Source organism: Flavipsychrobacter stenotrophus, from assembly GCF_002954265.1.
Lineage (GTDB): Bacteria > Bacteroidota > Bacteroidia > Chitinophagales > Chitinophagaceae > Flavipsychrobacter > Flavipsychrobacter stenotrophus.
Map to the genome: position 1 here is coordinate 13,014 of NZ_PPSL01000006.1, position 24,820 is coordinate 37,833.

General features: G+C 42.8%; 21 protein-coding genes. 7 read left to right on the forward strand and 14 right to left on the reverse strand.

The annotated features are described in order from the left end of the window. Positions 1-156 precede the first annotated feature (156 nt). Positions 157-960: a WG repeat-containing protein gene (locus CJD36_RS18490; RefSeq protein WP_105040692.1), complete on the forward strand. Its 804-nt coding sequence runs from the start codon at positions 157-159 to the stop codon at positions 958-960. Positions 961-1,187: 227 nt separating this feature from the next. Beyond that, positions 1,188-2,093 (forward strand): 3-hydroxyacyl-CoA dehydrogenase family protein, encoded by a 906-nt coding sequence (locus CJD36_RS18495; RefSeq protein WP_205685645.1) that lies wholly within the window; start codon positions 1,188-1,190, stop codon positions 2,091-2,093. A 109-nt stretch (positions 2,094-2,202) separates the two neighbouring features. Here CJD36_RS18495 and CJD36_RS18500 read toward each other — a convergent pair whose 3' ends face one another. Next, entirely contained in the window at positions 2,203-2,991 is a 789-nt protein-coding gene (locus CJD36_RS18500) for a hypothetical protein (RefSeq protein WP_105040693.1), read from the reverse strand. Further along, positions 2,981-3,121: a hypothetical protein gene (locus tag CJD36_RS23320; RefSeq protein WP_161499376.1), complete on the reverse strand. Its 141-nt coding sequence runs from the start codon at positions 3,119-3,121 to the stop codon at positions 2,981-2,983. The genes CJD36_RS18500 and CJD36_RS23320 overlap by 11 nt, the downstream gene beginning before the upstream one ends. A 39-nt stretch (positions 3,122-3,160) precedes the next feature. On the opposite strand from CJD36_RS23320, the gene CJD36_RS23520 reads away from it, so the two are divergent. The 3 genes from CJD36_RS23520 (at position 3,161) to CJD36_RS18510 (ending at position 5,777) form a co-directional block, all read left to right on the forward strand. Beyond that, positions 3,161-3,928, forward strand: a complete 768-nt coding sequence (locus CJD36_RS23520; protein ID WP_205685646.1) for a GAF domain-containing protein — start codon at positions 3,161-3,163, stop codon at positions 3,926-3,928. Between the two features lie 60 nt (positions 3,929-3,988). Then, on the forward strand, positions 3,989-4,366 hold the full coding sequence (locus CJD36_RS23525) for a sensor histidine kinase (protein ID WP_205685647.1): 378 nt from the start codon (positions 3,989-3,991) through the stop codon (positions 4,364-4,366). Between the two features lie 334 nt (positions 4,367-4,700). Continuing rightward, entirely contained in the window at positions 4,701-5,777 is a 1,077-nt protein-coding gene (locus CJD36_RS18510) for an acyltransferase family protein (RefSeq protein WP_105040694.1), read from the forward strand. Between the two features lie 260 nt (positions 5,778-6,037). Here CJD36_RS18510 and CJD36_RS22925 read toward each other — a convergent pair whose 3' ends face one another. The 4 genes from CJD36_RS22925 to CJD36_RS18525 all read right to left on the reverse strand — a co-directional run bounded on the left by CJD36_RS22925 (position 6,038) and on the right by CJD36_RS18525 (position 7,476). Continuing rightward, positions 6,038-6,310, reverse strand: a complete 273-nt coding sequence (locus CJD36_RS22925; RefSeq protein ID WP_117601806.1) for a hypothetical protein — start codon at positions 6,308-6,310, stop codon at positions 6,038-6,040. A gap of 3 nt (positions 6,311-6,313) precedes the next feature. Beyond that, the gene (locus CJD36_RS24085; protein WP_240609384.1) at positions 6,314-6,718 is read right to left on the reverse strand and encodes a hypothetical protein; all 405 of its coding nucleotides are present in this window, start codon (positions 6,716-6,718) and stop codon (positions 6,314-6,316) included. A gap of 211 nt (positions 6,719-6,929) precedes the next feature. Beyond that, positions 6,930-7,256 (reverse strand): type II toxin-antitoxin system RelE/ParE family toxin, encoded by a 327-nt coding sequence (locus CJD36_RS18520; protein WP_105040695.1) that lies wholly within the window; start codon positions 7,254-7,256, stop codon positions 6,930-6,932. Continuing rightward, a complete protein-coding gene (locus CJD36_RS18525; protein ID WP_105040696.1) occupies positions 7,246-7,476 on the reverse strand; it encodes a hypothetical protein in 231 nt (76 codons plus the stop codon). The genes CJD36_RS18520 and CJD36_RS18525 overlap by 11 nt, the downstream gene beginning before the upstream one ends. Positions 7,477-7,660: 184 nt before the next feature. Here CJD36_RS18525 and CJD36_RS18530 point away from each other — a divergent pair, with 184 nt between their 5' ends. Beyond that, positions 7,661-8,179, forward strand: a complete 519-nt coding sequence (locus CJD36_RS18530) for a hypothetical protein (protein WP_105040697.1) — start codon at positions 7,661-7,663, stop codon at positions 8,177-8,179. Positions 8,180-8,201: 22 nt separating this feature from the next. Here CJD36_RS18530 and CJD36_RS18535 read toward each other — a convergent pair whose 3' ends face one another. The 3 genes from CJD36_RS18535 to rpoB form a co-directional block, all read right to left on the reverse strand. Beyond that, a complete protein-coding gene (locus CJD36_RS18535) occupies positions 8,202-8,504 on the reverse strand; it encodes a hypothetical protein (protein WP_105040698.1) in 303 nt (100 codons plus the stop codon). Positions 8,505-8,615: 111 nt separating this feature from the next. Beyond that, positions 8,616-12,938 (reverse strand): DNA-directed RNA polymerase subunit beta', encoded by a 4,323-nt coding sequence (gene rpoC / locus CJD36_RS18540; RefSeq protein WP_105040699.1) that lies wholly within the window; start codon positions 12,936-12,938, stop codon positions 8,616-8,618. An 85-nt stretch (positions 12,939-13,023) separates the two neighbouring features. Beyond that, the gene (rpoB, locus tag CJD36_RS18545; RefSeq protein ID WP_105040700.1) at positions 13,024-16,836 is read right to left on the reverse strand and encodes a DNA-directed RNA polymerase subunit beta; all 3,813 of its coding nucleotides are present in this window, start codon (positions 16,834-16,836) and stop codon (positions 13,024-13,026) included. A 656-nt stretch (positions 16,837-17,492) separates the two neighbouring features. On the opposite strand from rpoB, the gene CJD36_RS18550 reads away from it, so the two are divergent. Further along, positions 17,493-17,966 carry an SgcJ/EcaC family oxidoreductase gene (locus CJD36_RS18550; RefSeq protein WP_105040701.1) on the forward strand — a complete coding sequence of 158 codons (474 nt, stop codon included), beginning with the start codon at positions 17,493-17,495 and terminating at the stop codon, positions 17,964-17,966. Between the two features lie 370 nt (positions 17,967-18,336). On the opposite strand, the gene CJD36_RS18560 is transcribed toward CJD36_RS18550, so the two are convergent. From CJD36_RS18560 to CJD36_RS18585, 5 genes are all read right to left on the reverse strand, one after another. Continuing rightward, entirely contained in the window at positions 18,337-18,882 is a 546-nt protein-coding gene (locus tag CJD36_RS18560) for a hypothetical protein (RefSeq protein WP_105040702.1), read from the reverse strand. A 41-nt stretch (positions 18,883-18,923) separates the two neighbouring features. Continuing rightward, positions 18,924-19,259 (reverse strand): hypothetical protein, encoded by a 336-nt coding sequence (locus CJD36_RS18565; RefSeq protein ID WP_133162706.1) that lies wholly within the window; start codon positions 19,257-19,259, stop codon positions 18,924-18,926. A gap of 697 nt (positions 19,260-19,956) precedes the next feature. Beyond that, on the reverse strand, positions 19,957-20,625 hold the full coding sequence (locus tag CJD36_RS18575; RefSeq protein ID WP_105040705.1) for a hypothetical protein: 669 nt from the start codon (positions 20,623-20,625) through the stop codon (positions 19,957-19,959). Between the two features lie 62 nt (positions 20,626-20,687). Further along, a complete protein-coding gene (gene hutI, locus CJD36_RS18580) occupies positions 20,688-21,929 on the reverse strand; it encodes an imidazolonepropionase (RefSeq protein WP_105040706.1) in 1,242 nt (413 codons plus the stop codon). Between the two features lie 95 nt (positions 21,930-22,024). Beyond that, the gene (locus CJD36_RS18585) at positions 22,025-24,709 is read right to left on the reverse strand and encodes a T9SS type A sorting domain-containing protein (RefSeq protein ID WP_105040707.1); all 2,685 of its coding nucleotides are present in this window, start codon (positions 24,707-24,709) and stop codon (positions 22,025-22,027) included. Positions 24,710-24,820: the final 111 nt, after the last annotated feature.

Sequence of the window (24,820 nt, forward strand, 5' to 3'; positions counted from 1 at the left end):
CCAGAATCGACCATATGGGCTAGAGAAACGAATAAGTCCTCCTGACCTTATGTCGGGAGGGCAATTAGAGAGCCTCACCGTAACAATCTTCGACCGACTACAAACAGCGTTTATCTATAGAATTTGCATTACTTTTACGTCCAAATAACCACTGTTATGAGCGATACAAATGAGCAACTGATACCATACCGCAAGCAGGAAAGCTGGGGTTTTTGCACTCCTGACAAGAAAATAGTGATTGCGTGTACTTATGAGAACACCAATCCGTTTTCTGAGGGCCTGGCAGAGGTGAGGAATAACGATAAAAGCGGTTATATAGATAAGGCCGGCACACTGGTGATACCGTACAAGTATGATTATGGTTCCCTATTCAAGGAAGGACTGGCGGCTGTTGAGAAGTTTGGCAAGTATGGTTATATAGACCAGACGGGCAAAGAAGTGATCCCTTTCCTGTTTACCGACGCTGAAGATTTTATAGATGGGCTGGCTATAGTAGAGCAGAAAGATAAGTGGGGTTTTATAGATAAGACCGGCAAGCTGGTGATCCCTTGCAAGTATGACCTGGTGACCGAATTTAAGAATGGTGTTGCGTTTGTAGAGCTGAACGGCAAGAACAAATACATAGACAAGAAGGGCAATTTTGTGCCTGAACCTGCCGATCAGGACTTGTATGAAGGTCTGGCGCTGGCTTATGACGATACGGACAAGGTAGGCTATGTGAATGCTGACAATAAGATGATCATACCGTGTGTGTATGATGATGGCATGGACTTCAATGAAGGCATGGCTGCTGTTTGCCAGAAAGGCAAATGGGGCTTTGTTAACCTGAAGGGCGAGCAGGTGATACCTTGTATCTATGAAGATTTTATAGATGATTTCCAGGATGGACTGGCACTGATGCAGATAGGTGAGGATTTCGGGTTTATTGATAAGAAGGGAACTGAGTATTGGGAAGATTAGGCTTTGCCAGTAGATAGTCGTTAGCACATAGTAGATAGTTCCGATATTTAGTTTTTTCGGGAGATTTGACAACTTTTTAGAAAGTTGTCAAATCTTATCGGACAATGTTAATAATGCGTCCTCGCTGCTATTTACCAATGGCTAATTACTATTAACTAAAGAAACCGGAACTATCTACTATGTACTAACGACTATCTACTTTTATAAAAAAACTATATTTTTACGACATGTCAAATATTAAAACAGTAACCGTAATAGGTTCAGGAACAATGGGCAATGGCATATGCCATGTGTTTGCCCAGAATGGCTTTAACGTGCACATGATGGATATTAACCAGGGTGCGCTGGACAAGGCAATGGGTACCATAGGCAAGAACATGGATCGCCAGGTAGCTAAGGGTACGCTTACACAGGAAGATAAAGATGCTTCTGTAGGCCGTATCAAGACCTTTACTGATATGGCTGAGGCCGTAAAGGATGTGCAGCTGGTAGTAGAAGCCGCTACTGAGAATGTAGACCTGAAGTTGAATATATTCCGCCAGCTGGATCAGCACTGCAATGCAGACTGTATACTGGCTAGTAATACATCGTCTATATCTATTACCAAGATTGCCAGCGTAACCAAGCGTCCGGGCAAGGTGATAGGTATGCACTTTATGAACCCTGTGCCGGTAATAAAGCTGGTAGAGATCATTAATGGCTATGCTACTGATGCATCTGTTACAGAGACCATCACCGAACTGAGCAAGGCAATAGGTAAGATACCTTGCAGTGCCAATGACTACCCTGGCTTTGTGGCCAACCGCATACTGATGCCTATGATCAATGAGGCCATCATAACCCTGCAGGAAGGTGTAGCCAGTGTAGAGGCTATCGATTCTATAATGAAACTGGGCATGGCCCACCCTATGGGTCCGCTGCAACTGGCTGACTTTATAGGACTGGATACCTGCTTGTCGATACTTAATGTATTGCACAATGGTATTGGTAATCCTAAGTATGCCCCTGCTACCCTATTGGTAAACATGGTACAGGCTGGTTACCTTGGCGCTAAGAGCGGTGAAGGTTTTTATAAGTACACACCAGGCAGTAAGGATATAGTGGTGAGTGAAAGGTTAGCGCATATAAAGTAAGATAGTTTTGAATTTGAATAGTGAAAGCCGCCCGATGGGCGGCTTTTGTAGTATTAGGTAAGCCCTTAAAGACCTCCCCTGTAGTCGAGTAAATCCGAGTAGTAGGCTATCAATAATAAGTAATGTGTCTGAATATAACCTTTGAAGCATGGCACTTAGGGTCGTTGTATTCGGTTTGTTTGATCCAGTTACCATGATCGTCGTATTGATAACAGAATGCCCGGTATGGTTTGGGGTTAGTATGATCTTCTATTAAAGTGACGTTGTTGTGCTCATCGTAACTGAAAGAGCGTTTCGTCTCGCTATGTAAGGCATTAACGCGCGGCGGTAATATTGCAAGGTGATTGCCCCTGCTATCATTCAGGTAGTTGGTCACTACATCATCCTGCACTTCCTCACCCTTGTGTAGCTGTTTTACCAGATACCCTTTACTATCGTAGGTATTGATAACGAGAGCTGATAACTTGCGTGGTTTATTGCGGTAAAATTCCTGCTGCGCTAACCGTCCCTGTTCGTCATATCTATTTACCGTAACAAACGTGTTAGCCGAACGAATATCTCCCTTGCGCACCGATTTGATCATAGAGTCTTTTCCAAACCAGGTGAAATACTCAACCAGATCGCCGGTGGTTCTGTACTTCACCTCATTACCTACTTTTTTTACCAAGTGCCCCGAAGTATCATAATACAATACTCCCCTGCTCTCTGCAATTCCCTTACCCATAGTATCTGCAAATGTGTCGGGGCGGTAGTCTATACCTTCCATCATTTTTACCTTACCATGTACTTTGAAAATATCAGGCAGCATTTCTTCTTCAAAACCGGCCTGTGCCTGCACAATTGTAACAGCAAAGAGCGCAATGAGGGTGGTGCAAAAAAATTTTAAGTTATTGTTCATATAATGTGACAGCTATCTTAATGTGTATCAATTTCTGTACCATGTTTTTGTAGTAGTTATTGATTTTTACTGTAGCCCGCGTAACGGAAAGTATATCTGAAACTAACCTGCCGGCGGCTATCTGCAGCAAAAATCTGCTATTTTTGGTAACACCATAAAACAAAAACTATTGACACCGAAAGCAGCTCCTTTTGCCAATAATGAAATAGGCAGGATAACAGCACTTGCTGACCTGAACCTGGATTACCTGAAGCTGGATGATACTTTTAAAGACCTCACGAAATTAGCAGCCAAGATAACAGGCACTCCCCTGTCTATGGTCAACATAATAGATAATTATACGGTTTGGACGGTATCGGGCTATGGGTTTGAAATACAGCAAACGCCGCGTGAAGAGAGTGTATGCCAGTATACCATACTGGAAAAGGAAGAATTTGAAGTGAATGACCTTTCTGTGAATCCTAATTTTAAGGATGCCGATTTTGTGACCGGTGATGCACACTTCCGTTTCTATCATGGAGTGCCTATATCTATAGGAGATCATAACCTGGGTGCGCTGTGCGTGATGGATATGGCTCCCCGGCAGCTATCGGCAGAAAAGGTGGAGATGCTGAAGATCATATCTGACGAGATAACCAACAGGCTGAAGACGCTGCATTACATTGAGTCGCTACGGGATAAGGTAAAGGAAGCAAAGCAAACGCAAAATAAGGTAGCGCATGACATACGCGGACCTATTGCCGGCATAATGGGCCTGGCCGACATAATGATAGAGCAAGGCAAGAATAATAACCTTGATGAGGTGCTGGACTTTATAACGCTGATCTATAAGGGAGGTAAGTCGGTACTGGAGCTGGCAGATGAGATACTTAGTGAAGCAAAGAATGCGCAGAAAAAGATAAGTAGCAAAGGTGGCACTGCCGCACTACAGGGCTGAAAGCAAACGTTTGAGCAATTATATACACCACAGGCCAGGAGCAAGAATATAGAGCTGAAAGTGGCAGTAAAAGAATACGAAGAAGATGTGCAGCTTCCGCAGAATAAGCTGATGCAGATAGCGGGTAATCTTATCTCTAATGCTATAAAGTTTACACCAAGATTTGGCGATGTAACCGTGATGCTGGAGATAGCTGCTACTGAAACCGGGCAAAAGCTGTTGATAACCGTAAAGGATACCGGCGCTGGCATAAGCAAGGACCAGATAATCGCACTGCTGTCGGACAGCGATGCATCAACTGACGGTACTGACGGCGAGAAGGGTTATGGTTTTGGCCTGACGCTGGTTAAGCACCTAGTAAAGGGGATGAATGGAACGTTTAATATTGTTTCGGAAGAAGGTAAGGGGTCGGAGTTTGTGGTGGTGTTGCCGGTGTGAGCGCGGGGTGTTGTTTGTCTGAACTGTGATTCACTTGATTGAAGGAAAAACATAATGTCATTATTTTTTTTTGGGGGGGGGGGATTCGGCAATATATACAAGAGAGACACTCCTACCAATGGCATATAAAACCAGTGCAATTCCGTGAGGATAAAACAATAGCACTGAGAATGATGATAAAATGTATCGGCTAAATAAATTTATACTTACTTTGCCCAATATTCACTTTTTTGGATAAAGTGAACAACTAAAATCTACCGGCTTTCTTAAACCAGCATTCTATTCTTGTCGCTACAACGATAAGTTATTATTATTATTGTAATGAACATGAAATATGAAAGATAATAAAGGAACTACCGGGCATAGCAGGTTATTAGAATTAGATGCGCTCAGAGGTGCTGCAGCATTATTTGTTGTACTCTTTCATTTCACTAAAGGATTTACTCCGGCTGAACTGGGTTTCAATAATTACCTATTACATTTTGGCGCAACAGGTGTTGAGTTATTCTTTATTATCAGTGGCTTTGTTATTTTTATGAGCATCACCAAACTGGCTAGCGGTAAAGAATTTATTATTAATAGAATTGCCCGCTTATACCCCACCTATTGGGCTACTGTAGTATTTACCTTCCTCGTTATTGTGTTCACACAAATGTTACTATTTCATAAAGGGGTGAACACTACTCCTCTAGCACAATTTCTGGTTAACCTCAGTATGTTTCAATATTATTTTAACGTCAAGGATCTTGACGGGCCATACTGGACATTAATAATTGAAATAATCTTCTACATATACATTTATATATTATTTATTTCTAAAACTATAAAGTACATAGAAAAAATAAGCTTTGCTCTGCTGGCGTCAACCGTACTTATATACGCAGGAAGGTCTGTTTTTGCTAACTATAATTTAGCTTCACATATCTTCGGTTTAATACCATTATTACCGTATTTCCCCCTTTTCTATTCAGGAATCATTTTCTACAAAATGTTTACAGAAAAGGAAACCCTTACTCACTACCTGGTGCTTGCTGTTTGCTTTTGCGCGCAACTGTATTTATTTACAACCAGAGGGCTTGTAAATGTAAATATCTATGAATATGCGGTTATTCTATTAACGTATTATGGGTTGTTTGTTTTGTTCATAAAAAATAAAATTGGTTTTATTGTTACCAAACAAACGGTATTCTTAGGCTATATTTCTTATGCGCTTTATGTAGTTCATAATTATGTATCAGCTAGTGTAGTGTTGCCAGCTTTGGTTCGCAGACTTCACGTCAACTTTATTTTGGCAGGCATTATTCAGCTGGCTTTTGTTATCGCTTTGGCTTACCTTATTACAAAATATATTGATGTACCCAATCGTAATAAATTCAGAAATTATCTCCGAAAGAAATTCATTAAAAGTTAAGATAAACTGAATTGTCGAACGATTGTGGAATTAATTTGATGCCTGTAGCATTGGAGAGGAAAAGGATAAAATTAGGGTGGTTTGAACGAAGCCAGACGCTTAAATACACCAGAAATGAGGCGGTAAAATTCACCAGTAAGAGCCAGCCGGAACAGAATTGGAGGGATTAATGTATTAGCATGATATCCAGTTCGAGCGCATAGAGGTATTGGTGAAGACATTCCGTTTCGCTATAAAACGACTACGTCCAGCGCTGGGGATTAAAAATCGGCTTCGTAACCGTGTCCATTCTTTCCGTAAAATATAAGCCATTTAGCGAGAGAATATACTATGTGTAATTTCCACTCTATGGTATCCTCGCCCGTATCAGGCGGCTCTCTCTGCGTTTTCAGATATTGAAGATTATTATTGTTCGCAATCTTGTCGGCTACTTCCCAAAGTCTATTACCGTAGTCAAGGGTTTCATCCGCCATTTTAGTATCCCATGCTTCATATACTAACTCCTTCCCTATCAGATCAACACAATCCTTCATAAACTACCCTCTGAAGACGTTCTCGTCCTGCCCCATGGCAATATACATAGGTACACCGTCCAGTTCTTTCGCTAACTCAATCACATAGTATCCGTCGTATTCCCGAATAAAATCCGCTTCAGATAGTTCTGTATTCGATTCCTTGTATTTTTCTACGATCCAATCATTCGCCTCGCTATCCCTACCAACTCTTGGCGCCTTAATAGTTTCATAAGCTGGTATCTGCATCGCCAACCATTCTTCCTGCAACTTCTCCTTGCTTTCGTGTGGCGGCACTTTCTTTCCTCGCAGTTTATCCAACCAACTCAATTCAGTTGTTTTGGTATTCGACAGCCTCTTAAATAGTTCATTAAACTGCTGTTCGCACCCCGGCTTGGGTTTTCCCATTGGCCTCATGTCTAGTCCCATAGTAATGAAGAAATATTAGTGCATTTACTCTAATTGAAAATATCGGTAGCTAATGTATAAAAAATAGGAACTGCTTGATGAATTGAAACTGCAGTTTAGTCAGTCGGGAGAACGGCAACCGCAAGGCCGGAGTCAGAGACTGCGCCCAGCAAGGGACCGCACGTCAAATATGGCGTAGTCGGAACGACTACGCCGAGCTAGAATTGATGAATTATTTATAATCCTTTAAAAGCATATCGATCTCTGTATCCGATATGTTGTTTTTATCCCCCTTGTTGTAGATAGAAAAAAGAAGTACGGTAGTGTTGGTAACTTTTACATAAGACATTACTCTTGCGCCACCTGACTTACCTTTCCCTTTTGAAGCAATTGAGAGCCGAATTTTATATACATCATTACCCAAAGGTTTCCCCATTTTCGGACACTCTTCAAGTTGCTGAAAAAGATTGGCTAGTTCAACTTTCAATGATGGATATTTGTTGATCAGCTTTTTTGCTTCTTTCTTGAAGTTGACTGATAATTCGACATTATAGCTCATTCAAAAAGTCTTTAGCTGAAGTAGTTTTCAATTTACCCTTTTTAAAGAGTTTTACCTCTTCCAGACCCTTCCTGATGTTTGATAATATCTCTTCTTTGGTTTCATCATTTTCTAAAGCAGCCAGATCCTTATTGTGCTTTTTGAGTTCCTGCCATTCTTTATAAGGAATAAATACCCCTGTATTTTTGCCGCTGCTATCGTGGATTACTTGTAAGCTCATACTTATAGATTTCTTGTAGTACTCAAAATTACGAAAATGTTGCAAACAATGTAAACGGCGGTCAGATACCGCAAGCCGGTTATGGCGCAATCAGGAAGACTACGCCGAGCGCGGGGCCTTCACTATTCGAGAAGTTTTACTAGCTTTATAAAAACATATATTTCGGCAGAATTCCATCACGCTTATGAAACACCTTGTACTCTTTTCAATCTTATTGATATCCAGTTTTGGACTAACGGCGCAAACAAGTAACTATAAAGATATGCGGCCGCCACTCAATTTGAAACTAGCAGTTTCTGACTCCACATTTTATGAATCAAGTATAGCTTCATCCCGATATATAAATGGGCCTAACGTTTTGCAAATTTATCCGGGAGAGACTGTTTACATTGAAGTGGAATTGGCAGATGATTCTATCAAGAGCTTTAGAAGTGTTTCAGAAATTAAACACCCGGGCAAAACGCTAGAAATACAGTTTACTCAAAATGTCGTGAACAAAAAACATGAAGGAATGATGCTAAAAATTAAAAATCCCTTTAATAGAGATCTGACGTACGAGGCAGGAATGTTCCGCATGAACGATAGTAAGTGGATTGGCACGACTGTTCTGCCGGTATCAGCAAATTTGTCTTCATACGAAACCTGGCCCGATGTTATTGTTACGTTGGCATTAATCAAATGGTCATTTTCAAAGAAACTATAAACAAGTAAATTATTAAATCCTACTAGATTCGAGATAGACTCGCCCAGTCATAATCATGACTAACTGGTTTGTCCACTTCTATTATCTTCATTGTCCCGTTAAGAAATAATTTATCCCACACTTCACCTTCCTCTCCTTCTCCATGAAGCCGGAATAGTGTCTCCGGATTATTGCTGCTTATAATTTTCATGTGGTCTTCATGTTCATACCACTTAATTTCATGATCTAAAGAACCGTAATCAGATAATACTGTAATTTCCTTTATATAGTCCTTGTCTATATTCCCACTTACTACTGAAAGAGAATATTTCGTGTAATAGCCCATAGTAAACTAAATTGCCTTATAAATTTAAGCAAAATATTATTGGCTTTCAAGAACACAAAAGCCGCTCCAAAAATGAAGCGGCTTTTGCAATATTGATTGTAACTAAATTGCTTATTCTTCGTCGTCAAACTGAAGTACATCGCGGTTGGTCATCAGGAGGTCGAATTCTTCCTTAGAACCTACTACCATGTCATCGAAGTCGCGCATACCTGTACCTGCTGGTATGAGGTTACCGGTGATAACGTTTTCCTTCAATCCTATCAGGCTATCAGACTTACCGTTGATGGCTGCCTGAGACAATACCTTGGTAGTTTCCTGGAACGACGCAGCTGATATCCAGCTCTGTGTACCCAATGACGCCTTGGTAATACCCAACAACATAGGTGATGAAGTAGCAGGGTTAGCATCGCGGTATTCTACGAGCTTCTTGTCTGCACGGCGCAGTCCGCTATTCTCTTCGCGCAGTTCGCGGAGGGTAACGATCTGGCCAGGGTGCAGCTTTTCTGAATTGCCTGCTTCTGTTACTACCTTCTTATCAAAGATCCAGTCATTCTCATCCATGAAGTCGAACTTATCAACTGTATCTTCTTCAAGGAACTTAGTATCACCCGGATCAACGATATTCACCTTACGCATCATCTGACGCACGATAACTTCCACGTGCTTGTCATTGATCTTCACACCCTGCAAACGATATACTTCCTGTATCTCGTTTACCAGGTATTCCTGCACCGCAAATGGTCCCTTGATAGACAGGATATCGCTAGGTGTAGTAGCACCATCAGACAATGATGTACCGGCCTTTACGAAGTCACCATCCTGAACCATGATGTGGCGGGTAAGTGGTACCAGGTACTTCTTAACCAGGCCTTCACGGCTTTCCACAACTATTTCACGGTTACCACGCTTGATGCTACCGAACGATACAACACCATCGATCTCCGCAACGATAGCCGGATTGCTCGGGTTACGTGCTTCAAACAATTCTGTTACTCGCGGTAGACCTCCCGTGATATCTCGGCTACGACCCATAACACGTGGCAACTTAACGATAACCTGTCCATTATGAACTTCATCGTCTTGTGCTACTATGATGTGTGATCCAACCGGTAAGTTATACAACTTAGTTTCCTTGCCTTCAACAATGATGGCAGGGATCTTCGTCTTATCCTTAGTTTCAATAACCACCTTCTCACGGTGACCTGTCTGTTCGTCAGACTCATCGCGGTATGTAACGCCATCGATAATGTTATCGAACTTGATAGAACCACTAACTTCCGATATGATAACGGCGTTAAACGGATCCCATGTGCAGATCACATCACCCTTGGCTATTTTCTTGCCATTGCTTATTTTAAGTGTAGAACCATAAGGTACGTTGTTAGTGATCAACAAACGATCGTTTGCCATATCTACTATACGCACTTCACCTGTACGGCCTATTACTATGATCTGCTCTTCGCCTTCAGCATCTTTGTACTTGGTAGTACGCAGACCATCGAACTGGATAGTACCGTCGAAACGAGCTACCAACTGAGATTCTGTCGAAGATGAGTTGGCCACACCACCCACGTGGAACGTACGTAGTGTCAACTGTGTACCCGGCTCACCAATAGACTGTGCAGCTATAATACCTACCGCATCACCCTTCTGCGTCATGTAACCTGTTGCCAGGTTCTTACCATAACACTTAGAGCATACTCCGCGGCGGCTTTCGCAAGTCAGCACAGAACGTATTTCTACAGTTTCAATACCGGCTTCTTCTATCTTCTTGCCTATTTCTTCTGTTATTTCCTCACCCGCAGATACCAACAAAGTATCAGTGATAGGGTCAATAACATTATGCAATGAGGTACGACCTAAGATACGGTCATACAATGGTTCAACGATGTCTTCATTATCCTTAAGCGCTGAAGTTGCATTACCACGTAGTGTACCGCAATCTTCATTAGTGATAACGACATCCTGCGCCACATCCACCAGACGACGGGTAAGGTAACCCGCATCCGCCGTTTTAAGGGCGGTATCCGCAAGACCCTTACGCGCACCGTGCGTAGAAATGAAGTACTCCAATACACTTAGACCAACCTTGAAGTTAGAAAGGATCGGATTTTCAATGATCTCAGATCCTGATGAACCACTACGACGTGGTTTTGCCATCAAACCTCTCAAACCGGCCAGCTGCTTAACCTGCTGCTTACTACCACGCGCCCCCGAATCAAGCATCATGTACACAGAGTTAAAGCCCTGCTTGTCTGCTGCCATTTCACGGATCAACGTTTCTGTAACGCGGGTATCCACACGAGACCAGATATCAATGATCTGGTTATAACGCTCGTTATTGGTAATAAGACCCATGTTGTAGTTTTCCCACACTTCGTCTACTTCTACCTGTGCGTTAGTGATCAGCTGTTCCTTAGTATCAGGAACCGTAAGATCGTTTATATTGAACGACAATCCACCACGGAAGGCAGTACGGAAACCAAGCGTCTTGATATCATCAAGGAAAGCTACAGTCTTAGGTATGTTAGTATTCTTAAGGATCTCACCGATGATCTCACGAAGAGACTTCTTGGTCAACAATGCGTTTACGAAACCATTTTCCTTAGGTACAAACTGGTTGAAGATAACACGACCTACAGTTGTATCAATGAACTTGTTTTCAAGAACGCCCTCTGCATTACGTATTGGTGCTTTGATCTTGATCCATGCATGCAGATCAGCCTTGCCTTCGTTATGCGCAATGATAACTTCTTCAGGGCTGTAGTATGCTTTGTTCTCGCCCTTAACCTTTTCGGTTTCGGTCGATTTCTTACCCTTAGAGATGTAATACAGACCAAGTACCATGTCCTGTGAAGGAAGGGTGATTGGTGTACCATTCTGCGGGTTAAGGATATTGTGAGAAGCCAGCATCAATATCTGAGCTTCAATAATTGCAGCATTGCTCAAAGGCACGTGTACCGCCATCTGGTCACCATCGAAATCCGCATTGAACGCCGAACAAACCAATGGGTGCAACTGTATTGCCTTTCCTTCGATCAGTTTTGGCTGGAATGCCTGTATAGACAAACGGTGAAGCGTTGGGGCTCGGTTCAGCATGATCGGGTGGCCTTTCAGGATATTTTCAAGGATATCCCAAACTACCGCTTCCTTACGCTCAACCAGTTTCTTTGCGCTCTTAACAGTCTTTACTATACCGCGCTCTATAAGCTTACGGATGATGAATGGTTTGAACAACTCAGCAGCCATGTCCTTAGGAAGTCCGCACTCGTGCAACTTCATTTCAGGACCTACCACGATAACCGAACGACCGGAATAGTCAACACGCTTACCCAGCAAGTTCTGACGGAAACGACCTTGTTTACCCTTCAGTACATCAGAGAGTGATTTCAATGCGCGACCGCCTTCAGCCTTAACGGCGTTAGACTTACGGCTGTTATCAAACAATGAGTCTACGGCTTCCTGCAGCATACGCTTTTCATTACGCAGGATCACCTCAGGTGCTTTAATTTCTATTAACCTCTTCAAACGGTTATTACGGATAATAACACGACGGTAAAGGTCATTCAGATCAGATGAAGCGAAACGACCACCATCCAATGGAACCAATGGGCGCAATTCCGGTGGAATAACCGGGATATACTGCATTACCATCCACTCCAGGCGGTTTTCGATACGGGTGTTAGCGTCACGGAAAGCTTCTACCACGCTCAAGCGCTTCAAAGCTTCCTGCTTACGCTGTTGTGAAGTCTCATTAGCTGCTGCATTACGCAGGTCGTAAGACAACTTATCAAGGTCGATACGTGCTAGCAACTGCTGAACAGCTTCTGCACCCATCTTACCAATGAATTTCATTGGATCTTCATCAGGCAACATCTGATTTTCCTTAGGCAAAGCATCCAGAATTTCCAGATACTCGTCTTCAGTCAGCAATTGCTGATGTGTCCCTTCTGAATCCTTAAGGTTCAGCTTGGTACGGATCATTTCTTCTGCATCACCTGCATTTACTACTACATAACGCTCGTAGTAAACAATGCTCTCCATTTTCTTTGAAGAAACACCCAACAGGTAACCTATTTTATTAGGTAAGCTCTTGAAATACCAGATGTGTACGATAGGTACAACCAACTTGATATGTCCAAGACGCTCACGACGTACTTTCTTTTCTGTTACTTCAACACCGCAACGGTCGCACACAATACCCTTATAACGGATACGCTTGTACTTTCCGCAGAAGCACTCATAATCTTTAACCGGACCAAATATCTTTTCGCAGAACAAACCATCACGCTCAGGTTTGTAAGTACGATAGTTAATGGTCTCAGGCTTTAATACTTCGCCATATGAACGATCAAGAATCGCATCAGGAGAAGCAAGACTAATCGTTATTTTATTGAATCCGGGCCTAGGCCTGTTATCTTTTTTAATAGCCATTGTGTATATTATAATATTTTGTAGAGAATAATGAGAAAATTTTGCAAGAGACGTGAACCATCACATCTCCTGCACTATAATTCATTTACTCGAACTTTAATTCCAAACCTAAACCTCTCAACTCATTCACCAATACATTGAATGATTCCGGTATACCTGCCTTAGGTATATTGTCACCCTTCACAATTGCTTCGTAAGTTTTCGCACGACCAACAATATCATCCGATTTCAGTGTAAGCAACTCCTGCAGGATGCTGGATGCACCATATGCCTCAAGAGCCCAAACCTCCATTTCACCGAAACGCTGTCCACCGAACTGCGCCTTACCACCCAATGGCTGCTGTGTGATCAAGCTGTACGGTCCGATAGAACGGGCGTGCATCTTGTCATCAACCATGTGATGCAGTTTAATGATATAGATGATACCTACGGTAGCCTTCTGGTGGAAACGCTCACCTGTTTCACCATCGAACAAGTATGTATGACCAAAGTCAGGTAAACCCGCCTGATTAACCAGATTTTCGATCTCACTTACGGAAGCACCATCGAATATCGGGGTAGCAAACTTGATACCCAGCTTTTCACCGGCCCATCCTAAGATCGTTTCATAGATCTGACCCAAGTTCATACGAGAAGGTACACCCAGTGGATTCAGAACAACGTCAACCGGAGTTCCGTCTTCCAGGAATGGCATATCTTCCTCACGAACGATACGAGCCACAATACCCTTGTTACCGTGACGACCCGCCATTTTATCACCCACCTTCAGCTTACGCTTGCTGGCAAGATATACCTTAGCTAGTTTCAACACACCTGCAGGCAACTCATCACCAATGCTCAGGTTGAATTTTTCACGCTTGTAACGGCCTATTTCTTCGTTGTACTTGATGTTGTAGTTGTGCAGCAACTGGTTGATCAAACCATCTACTTCAGCATCTCCAGACCAACCCAGCGGATTTACATTCGCATAGTCAAGTGAACCTAAAGTTTTGGTGTTGAACTTACCACCCTTGCTCAATACTGTTTCACCAAAGTTGTTGGTAACACCCTGAGAATTCTTGTCTTTCAACAGGATCATCAGTTTCTCCAACAGGAAGTTCTTCAGCTCTTCTTTATTCTTTTCGTGAGTTTTGTCGATCTTTTCGATAGACGCCTTTTCACGAACCTTAGAGTTCTTATCTTTCTTAGCACGCTGGAACAACTGCTTGCTCACAACGATACCTTCTGTACCACTTGGTGCTTTCAGAGACGCATCTTTAGCATCACCTGCCTTGTCACCGAAGATAGCGCGCAAAAGCTTTTCTTCAGGAGTCGGGTCAGTTTCGCCCTTAGGAGTAATCTTACCGATAAGGATATCGCCTTCCTTAACATGGGCACCTATACGGATGATACCATGCTCATCAAGATCCTTAGTAGCTTCTTCAGATACGTTTGGTATATCTGGTGTCAACTCTTCTTCACCCAACTTAGTATCACGAACTTCAAGTTCGTACTCGTCGATATGTACTGAAGTGAACCAGTCATCCCTAACCACCTTTTCATTGATCACGATCGCATCCTCAAAGTTGTAACCCTTCCAAGGCATGAATGCCACCTTCAGGTTACGACCCAGTGCCAGCTCACCATCCTGTGTTGCATAACCTTCAGTAAGGAAGTCGCCCTTCTTTACCTTCTGGCCCTTGCGTACTGCCGGACGAAGTGTGATACTTGTACTTTGGTTGGTCTTCTTATATTTTGTAAGTGTATATACCTTCAGGTCATCTTCGAAAGAAACAAGGCGCTCTTTCTCACCACGATCGTAACGAACGTATATGTTCACTGCATCTACATACTCAACAACACCATCACCTTCAGCATGTATCTGGATACGTGCATCGCGTGCAGCCTTTGCCTCAAGACCAGTACCTACGATAGGTACCTGCGGCCTGATCAACGGAACTGCCTGACGTTGCATGTTCGAACCCATCAATGCACGGTTGGCATCATCATGCTCAAGGAACGGAATCAGGGAAGCACTCAAACCAACGATCTGGTTTGGCGCCACGTCCATGTACTCCACTTCCTGTGGCTCAAGGATAGGGAAGTCACCTGTCTGACGAGATTTGATCTTGTCTTCTGTGAAGTTACCCTTATCATCCATAGGTACGTTGGCCTGGGCGATCTTAGCAAGATCTTCCTCTTCAGCACTCAGGTACTTATAGCTCTTCAGGTCTACCCTGCCTTCTTTTACTTTACGGTAAGGTGTTTCAATGAAACCCATCGGGTTGATCTGCGCATGTACACAAAGTGTAGAGATCAAACCAATGTTCGGACCTTCCGGTGTTTCGATGGTACACAAACGGCCGTAGTGGCTATAGTGTACGTCACGAACTTCAAAGCCTGCACGCTCTCTACTCAAACCGCCGGGTCCGAGCGCCGAGATACGACGCTTGTGCGTGATCTCTGACAACGGATTGGTCTGATCGAGGAACTGTGATAGCTGCGATGTACCGAAGAATGAATTGATAACTGATGATAAAGTACGTGCGTTGATCAGATCTATCGGCGTAAATACTTCATTGTCACGAACGTTCATACGCTCGCGGATAGTACGCGCCATACGTGCCAGACCTACACCAAACTGAGCGAATAACTGCTCACCTACTGTACGTACACGACGATTGCTCAAGTGGTCAATATCATCTATTTCTGCCTTACCATTGGTGAGACGTACAAGGTACTTGATGATAGATATGATATCTTCCTTGCTCAATACTTTCGTATTCAGGTTGATATCGATACCCAGTTTACGGTTGATCTTGTAACGGCCTACTTCACCCAGATCATAACGCTTATCACTGAAGAACAATTTTTCAATGATACCACGTGCTGTTTCGTCATCCGGAGCGTCAGAGCCACGGAGCTGGCGGTAGATATGCTGAACAGCTTCCAACTCAGAGTTAGAAGTATCCTTATTCAATGTATTATATATGATAGAGTAATCACCGCTTACTTCTTCCTTCTGCAGGAACACGGTCTTGATACCCATTTCAATGATCATATTGGCATTGTCCTCATCAAGTACGCTGTCGCGGTCAAGCACCACTTCATTACGCTCAATGGTAACAACTTCACCGGTGTCCTCATCTACGAAGTCTTCAGTCCAGCTGCGGAGTACGCGTGCTGCAAGACGACGGTTAAGATTCGCATCCAATGTTTTTCTGTCACCCTTCACCTCATCAGCCATGCCGAAAAGTTCCAGGATGTCCTTATCTGTTTCGTAACCGATAGCACGCAACAAAGTAGTTACAGGGAACTTCTTCTTACGATCGATGTAAGCGTACATCACATTGTTGATGTCTGTAGCAAACTCCATCCATGCACCCTTGAACGGGATAACACGTGCACTATAGATCTTGGTACCGTTAGGGTGAACGCTCTGACCGAAGAATACGCCCGGAGAACGATGCAACTGTGATACTACAACACGCTCAGCACCATTGATAACGAAAGTACCACGTGGGGTCATGTATGGGATATTTCCCAGGAACACATCCTGTACGATAGTTTCAAAATCCACGTGCTCCTCATCGTTACAGCTCAGCTTCAACTTAGCTTTCAGCGGCACTGAGTAAGTAAGACCACGCTCCATACACTCTTCGATAGTGTAACGGGGAGGATCAATGAAATAATCGAGGAATTCCAGCACGAAGATGTTTCGTGTGTCGGTGATAGGAAAATTTTCCTTGAACACCCGGAATAAACCCTCATTATCTCTCTTATCAGGCGTTGTTTCAAGCTGGAAGAAGTCTTGAAACGACTGAAGTTGGATGGCCAGCAGGTCGGGAGATGCAGCTACGTCATGTAGCTTTGCAAAATTGTGCCTTCCGGCTGCGGTCTTTTTTTGCGGTATAGCCATAGTATAAATAAAAGTCCTTTTTTACAATAAAAATCCTGTAAGGGCAAGCCAGGCTTGTCTTACAGGCAATATAAAATCAATAAAAAATTATCAAAATTGTTTTGTGCACGTACGTTTCCTAAGAAAAAAGGAAAACAAAGGTAACAAATACCGCCTAATTAATCAAAAAATATTCCACAATTTTAAATTGCCCCAAAATATTTGCAAAATACTAACAAAATCAATATCAATTTATTATTTCATCATGTGAAATGTGCAGCATATTAGGTAAATATAACATTTTTAATTCAAACAGCCAGACCATCACTTTCAAACATGGTCACGGTTATAACTTTAAACATATATATCAATCGATGTCAACGCGCACTATATCAATTGCCAAGACCTTCAGGTCGTGGAGAAAAGTGCAATTATGAGACGGCTTTAGCCGAAATTGCCCAACCACCGAAAAAAAGAGTTCTTACAGATTTCGGCTAAAGCCTTATGTTTTTTCAATTTATCCACGACCTGAAGGTCGTGGCAACTGGTATAATTTTGAGTCGCGTTCGCTCCTCTGTCGCCATTGCCAGCCTTTCACCCAACAACCATCCAACCGATATGCTGTGAATCTCTTAATCCCCCACCACAAACCAAACATTTATTATCTTGCAGGCCTTATGATACACGAGAACTCAGAAGCAATAATCAACCTATATCAATCGTGGCTGGATGCCTGGAACAGTCGCAATGCTACCGCCATGGCTAAATTATTCGCCGAAGATGGCAATCTGATAGGATTTGATGGTAGCCAGCTTATAGGCCGCGACGACCTGCATGTTACTTTAGATAATATATTCTCTCACCACCCTACTGCTGCATATGTAGCGATAGTAAGAGAAATACGCCACCTGGCAGCAGGCGTGGCGTGGCTAAAGGCAGATGTAGGCATGGTGCCATCAGGCAAGGAAGATATTAGTCCTGCACTCAATGCCGTACAGACGCTTATTGCTCTTAAAACAGCCGATAGTTGGCAGATCTCCCTCTTCCAGAACACTCCCGCCGCTTTTCATGGCCAGCCCGAACTTGGAGAGGCAATGACAGAAGAACTGAGGAAAGTACTGAAAGGCGATAGTGGGGTTAATTTGAATTAAACTTTTTCGTATTTTTATATCATCTAAAAAAGAGACAATGGTGTACGGACACGTGAGCATTGACCCTGAAATAATGAGCGCCCCCCCGTTTTAAAAGGATCGAGAGTACCTATACAAAATCTGTTTGATTACATTGAAGGAGGGAATGATCTGCCTTTTCTCGACGATTTTCCGTCAGTTTGTAAAGAAGCTGCGTTAGCAATTTTGGAAATGGGCAATAGAATAAATTGACGTCTATTCCAATGAATTTCATATAATTATGAATTTCATTGGAAGTTAAGCATTAAATAAAAAATCGTAGTTAATTTAATATATACTAAAAATGCCCTGCAACATGCAGGGCATTTTTAGTATATATTCGTGAAAGATATTATCGACCGGCGGCCACACGTGGCGTAACATAGGTCGTTTTACGATTATTTGTCTTAGATGTTGCCGGAGCATCGCTATAGCTGTAATAGCCATTCTTGTCTCTGGTTATGTGAATGCCGGGTCTTTGTATATAGCATACTACCTTGCCGGTTGCAGAATCACGAACACATTTATTCATATTCGGATCTTCTTCGTTGATCACCAATGTGGGTACACCAAACTTCATCTTCGCACTTCCCGGAACGGGACCAGTGCTGCCATAGTGTTTTACTTCGTTACCATATGGTGCCAGGGTTTCCAGATCAATGGTCTTGTAGCAGGTCACCGACCTGCGATCTGCGGAAATTTTACATACTTCCTTTGGCACCAGCCTGCACGCTTCTGCCTCAGTAGCTGAGACCGTAGCCGCAGACGCCGGAATGGAAGATGTTCTATGTTTGGCTGCAGTATGCTTTACCGTTTTCTTACAAACGCACTTTTCCTGGGCTTGTACGCTGGTAAACGCCATAGCAGTTATTACAAGCGTCATTAATATATTTTTCATGGTTGTGTATGTTTTAATGTAAATAAGATGATTAGTTGATATTATTTAACTGCCTGTGCGACAGGAGTTTCAGCAGGTGTTGTAACAGGAACTTTCTTTGTCACCTTGGTTGTCTTTTTATACTGACAGCAGGTGTAAGAGCCACCATGTTCTTTACAAACCTGATACCGGCTCGTCTGTGTGGTTGTCTTATTCATTGTTTCCTTTTTAGCGACAACAGCTGTACCCTTGTAGGCCGGATTGGCGGTTGTCTTGCAGCAGGTTACAGTCTTACCATCTGCCGATGTTGAACATTTTTCAGTTGCCTTCTTGGTCTGTGCTTCAACACTGCAATAAGTAAGTGTTGTCATTGCCAGTGCTATCAATATCTTTTTCATATCTGTTGTATTTATTGTGATCAATACACAACTTGTTGCAAAAACCACGCTACCGGGTGTGGCACACACCGCCTGTAACAGCAAACTGCTGAATTACAATACAAAAAACATGAATAAATTATTTCGCTAAAGACTTTAGGGGAAGAACGATGTTATTCCGAGGCTTTGTACTGGGTAAGGCTTTCCCCAAGGAATGAGAATGAGTGGTAAGGACTAGAATGATTCACCTATTTACAAAATAACAAACCTTTTCACAGTTATGCGAAGTCGTAACCATGCTGTGAAGTTTTCTAATTTAGTCTGCGCATCATATATATGAATATAAATGCCACACTAACTATCGTGTTATAGATGCCATTTATCGGGTCTATTTGAGAAAACAGCTTGGTATAGGTATAATATTCAATAGGTAACAAAAAGGCAAAAGCAAGTAAAATATACCTCCTGTTCTTTATTCTAAGAGTAATTAAAATAGGAAAAAAGAAAATTATCGATAACAAAAAAGCACCGAAGGAAATATATAACACGTACCATCCTGTATTTCCCATCAGACTGGCGAGCCCGTTCGAATTTGCTATTACCATCGTTTTGTATCTGTTGCATATAGCGATAAATACAAAAAAAATATAGTATTTAATCAGAATACAAATGGCAATACTCAACGGCTTATTGTTCGTCATCTTACATCAATTGAAAATCACCTGGCCTTCAATTGCTCAATCTCTTTCTGCAGCAAGGCCAGGGTGGCCTGTATAGACAATAGTAGTTCTTTCTCGTTCTTGTTGTTGCCCGTACTCGGCACTATCTCTTCTTCTTCATCTTCCTCAAACTCTTCTTGTATCTCATCTACATCTTTCTGTATCTCTTCTATATCTTCACCAAGTTCTTCGATATCCTCTCCAAGTTCCTCAATATCAGTACCTAACTCATCTACGTCTTTCTGTATCTCTTCGATATCGCCACTTATTTCTTCCAGGTCTTCTCCCAACTCTTCAATGTCGGTACCCAACTCATCTACATCTTTTTGTATCTCTTCAATGTCATCTCCCAGTTCCTCAATGTCCGTACCGAGTTCCTCAATATCTGTTCCCAACTCTTCAATGTCTCCCTGAATGATCTCTATATTCTGGTTATTCATATTCAGAGACATCTGAATAAATATAGATAAGTAGATCGCCTCTAATGATACAATAGTGGTCAAAACCAGCAACATTCGCTCAAAACTCACTATTTCCAGCAAAGGCAATGCAAATGCCACAATGAACATTATGGTATGCGCCGTAACAGATGCAGCCGACCCCACCCACTTGGTGATGTTCTCCGCACCCTTCTCCATAATGATCCTCTGCCTTTCTCTTATGCTCATTATTCCGGTTTAGGGTGCAAAGTTAATTGAATGTAGGTTTAGTATTGATTAAGTTTGGGTATTTAAGCCCACTTTCCTTTCAACACAACCTTATCCACATTACCATTTCCATAATCATATGGTATATAAGACAAAGACGGAATGGGTTTAGTAATGATGAGGTTGGCTACTTTGCCCGCCTTTATCGTTCCATAAGTGCCCTCCAGTTCCATTGCCGCAGCACCATTCAGGGTCACAGCATTTATCGTTTCTTCGGGTGTCATCTTTAACTGAGTGCAGGATATAGACAACAATAATGGGACATTTCCGGATGGACAAGACCCTGGATTATAATCTGTTGCCAAACATACCGGAAGTCCTGCATCAATAATTTTACGGGCTGGCTGATAGTGCATACCCAAAAAGAAAGCAGCACCAGGCAACAAAGTCGGCATTGTTTCACTTGCCATGAGCGAGGCAATTTCTTCGTCACCCACACATTCCAGGTGATCTACACTGATCGCTTTGTGCTTTACTCCTGCCTGTACCCCACCTGAAAAGTGGAGCTGATTAGCATGTATCTTTGGCTTCAATCCGTATTTCCAACCGGCTTCCATCAGCCGCTCGCACTCCGGTACGCCAAAGAAACCCTGCTCACAAAACATATCCATGTAGTCGGCCAGACCTTCACCGGCTACCCGAGGTAGCATCTTCTCAATGATCAGCTTTATATAACCTTCCTTGTTTTCTTTGTATTCAACCGGGTAAGCATGTGCCGCAAGGAACGATGCCTTGATGGCAACCGGGCTGTTTTCTTTCAGCTTGCGGATGACCCTCAGCATTTTCAGCTCCCCTTCTTCACACAAACCATAGCCGCTCTTTATCTCTATTGCACCGGTACCCTGCCCAATTACATTATGTAATCTTACCAGGCTTTGGTCGTGTAATTCACTTTCACTCATCTCATTGAGCTTGCGGGCCGAGTTCAGTATACCCCCACCCTGCCGGGCGATCTCTTCATAACTTACACCCTTTAACCTGTTCACAAACTCACCATCGCGGGGAGCAGCAAATACCAGATGGGTATGCGAATCGCACCAGGTGGGCAGCACCAACCTGCCGGTAGCATCAATAATCTCATCAGCCTGCATTTCAGGCATGGTCGCCATCTCTCCAAAACTATGTATCAGTTCGCCTTCCACCAGCAGCCAGGCATTGTCTATAGATGGCAAAACAGCCATATCCTTTCCACTTACCTTCTTCTTATTTTCTGACGATAGCTCTACCTGACAGAGCTGCTTGATATTAGTTATGAGCAAACACATAGCCCAAAATTAGACAAAATGGGACAGCAATAAAAAGAAAGCGTCCCACTCTTTTCAGAGCAGGACGCTTTCTTGAAATTGCTAAAAATACTTCACTACCAGATCACTACTTTATCATAATATGTTTTACCGCCTGCGACCACTTTTACAAAGTAAGCACCAGATGGCAGGCCGGGGATGGAAACGGGTATACTTACCTCATTAGCAGCTGATGTTATTTCTCCCATCTTCTTGCCTGTGATATCCATGACTGTAATTACCGCAGTAGTTGATACAGGCAAATTGACTATGAAAGAACCTGAATTAGGATTGGGGAATATTGATATAGATTTATTTCCTATATTATCGGCAATACCGGCCTGACAGTCGGCGGCAGACTTTACATATAAAATGAAATCAACTACAGCAACCCCACATGAATTAGTGACAATGTAACCAATAAGAACAGCTCCTGCGCTTATGGCCGTTACTAGTCCTGAAGACGAAACAGTTGCAATAGAAGGACTACCACTACTCCAGGTGCCTGGCCCCGTTGCTGTTACTGTAAATGTACCCGATATTCCCTCACACAAAGTGTCAACACCATAACTTGAAAAAACAATTGGCGGCTCTGAGCCTGCAATTATTTTATAAGCCGTGTCGGCACCGCATGCGTTAGTTACTATGTAAACTATTGTGTCAGCACCGGTAAATACGGGAGCAACTACCCCTGCTGCAGATACGGTAATAACCCCGGTTGTATTCGACCAGATTCCTCCGGCCAAACCAACAAATAATGTATCAGTAGCGGATGCACATAATGTATCTGGCCCTGTTATCACACCCACTACGGGCACAGCATCAACAATAATTGGGAGTATAGACGTACTTGTTCCGCAACCATTGGTAAGACTATAGGTAATCGTATCTAAACCTGGTAACACACCTGTCACCGCCCCCGAAACAAGCGATGCACTGCTATTGGTTACACCCCAAATGCCACCGATTGAATCTGTCGAGATCGTCAGTGTTGTACCCACACATAGCGTAGTGACTCCGGAAATATCGCCTGCAAAAGGCAGAGGATTTACAGCTATTACAAATGTATCATTGGCCATACCACAACTATTAGTATGCGAGTAAACTATCATAGACGTACCGGGTATAACGCCGGTTACCACCCCACCAATTACCGTTACCCCAAATGAACTATACCAAATACCGCCAGTAGCCATATTGCTTAATGTTATGGCACTTCCTACACAAACGGATGTTGGGCCTGTTATGTTACCGGCATCAGGTAGCGGATTAACAGTGACTGGAAGTATTGTATTGTCTGACCCACAGCCGTTTGTAACCGTATAGATTATTGTATCTGCACCTGCTGTCAAACCTGTGATTGTACCGGCAGAAACAGAAGCATGGGTATTTACAACGCTCCATGTTCCGCCTGCAGAATCGGCCGAAACCGTGATGGTTGAGCCAACGCAAACAGTTCCAACACCGGATATCGCGCCCGCATGAGGGAGAGGATTTACAAGTATCGCAAACGTGTCGTTTGCCATGCCGCAACTATTACTGTGCGAATTTACTACCAACGTCGTACCAGGTGAAATACCGGTTACTACACCTCCACTTGTCGTTACGCCGAAAGAACTGTACCAAATACCGCCCCCAACAGCATTGCTTAATGTGACAGTACTACCAACGCAAACCGCCGCCGGACCTGTAATATTACCTGCAACGGGAGTTGGCTGCACATTGATATGTACATGATAAAAGGAATCACGCGCATAAAGAGCATTTTCATGTATATGAAATATGTAATCCCCGCTGTCTGACAATGAAAGGCCATTAATAATGAGCACAGTGTCGGTAGACAGCAAATTCATATTACGATCGAGCCATTCAAATGAGTAAGGACTGCGACTCATACGTACATACGGGTGAAAAGCATCATCAGCGTCATCGAAAGCGACATACCCTCTGTCTCCGGAACCGGCAGTATCAGCGTTATGAAACATATTATGGAATTGCAGAGTAGTATCTGATGCTACAAGGCGCAATGTATCACCGACACAATAAGTGGTATCACCTGAAATAAGTGGCGTAGCTAGTGGGCCTGGCAAACGGGCTGATATTTGTGACAACGGCATAGAAGGACAAATCAAAGTACCCAACCTGATCGTCATACTGCCCGCAATATTATATTCTCCTCCGTATAAATAGTGTGGTGGATTAGAAAGCCAAACCCCTTCAAAATAGTCTTCTCTGGTCGTAGTTGTGCCGTTTCCCCAATCAATTGTGCCAATTTTTGTCGCAGTTAAGTCCGGTAAATTATCTACGGAAAATTCTGGCGCAATGGTCGCGCTTACTGTAGTGGTATTTATGTTTAAAGGGTCAATTATTACTATTGGTCCTCCAAACGAAAAAAAAGAACTTTCCCACACGGAAGTAAAATTACATTTGAACACAAAATGAGCATAGTTTTCTTCCCATAAAAAAGTGCTCGCACAACCGCCGGGATCTGTTGTGGTAAGCGTGAAGCTAAACATCCCACCAGACACCGCAAATGGGTATTCGACCACAGGACCTGAAAGAACCGTACCATCTGTAAATACCCAGTTATAGGTATATCCTGAAGTACTCAAACCGGTGTCTGTACCATACTTATAAAAGGTAGTATCTATTGCATATCGGGTAGATATGAAGTAAGCCGAATTTACACATTGTGCAAAAAGGTTACTCTTCGCACATAAAAGGCATAGTATTGCGAGTACTTGGAAAAATTTCAATTTCATAGCTTTTTGTTTTATAGTTAATGTAAAAATAAAACATCTCAGCTCCAAAAAAGCTCTTTTTCTCACGTACGGTCAATTTTGTTCACGAACGGCATTGAAACGCTAGCCGTT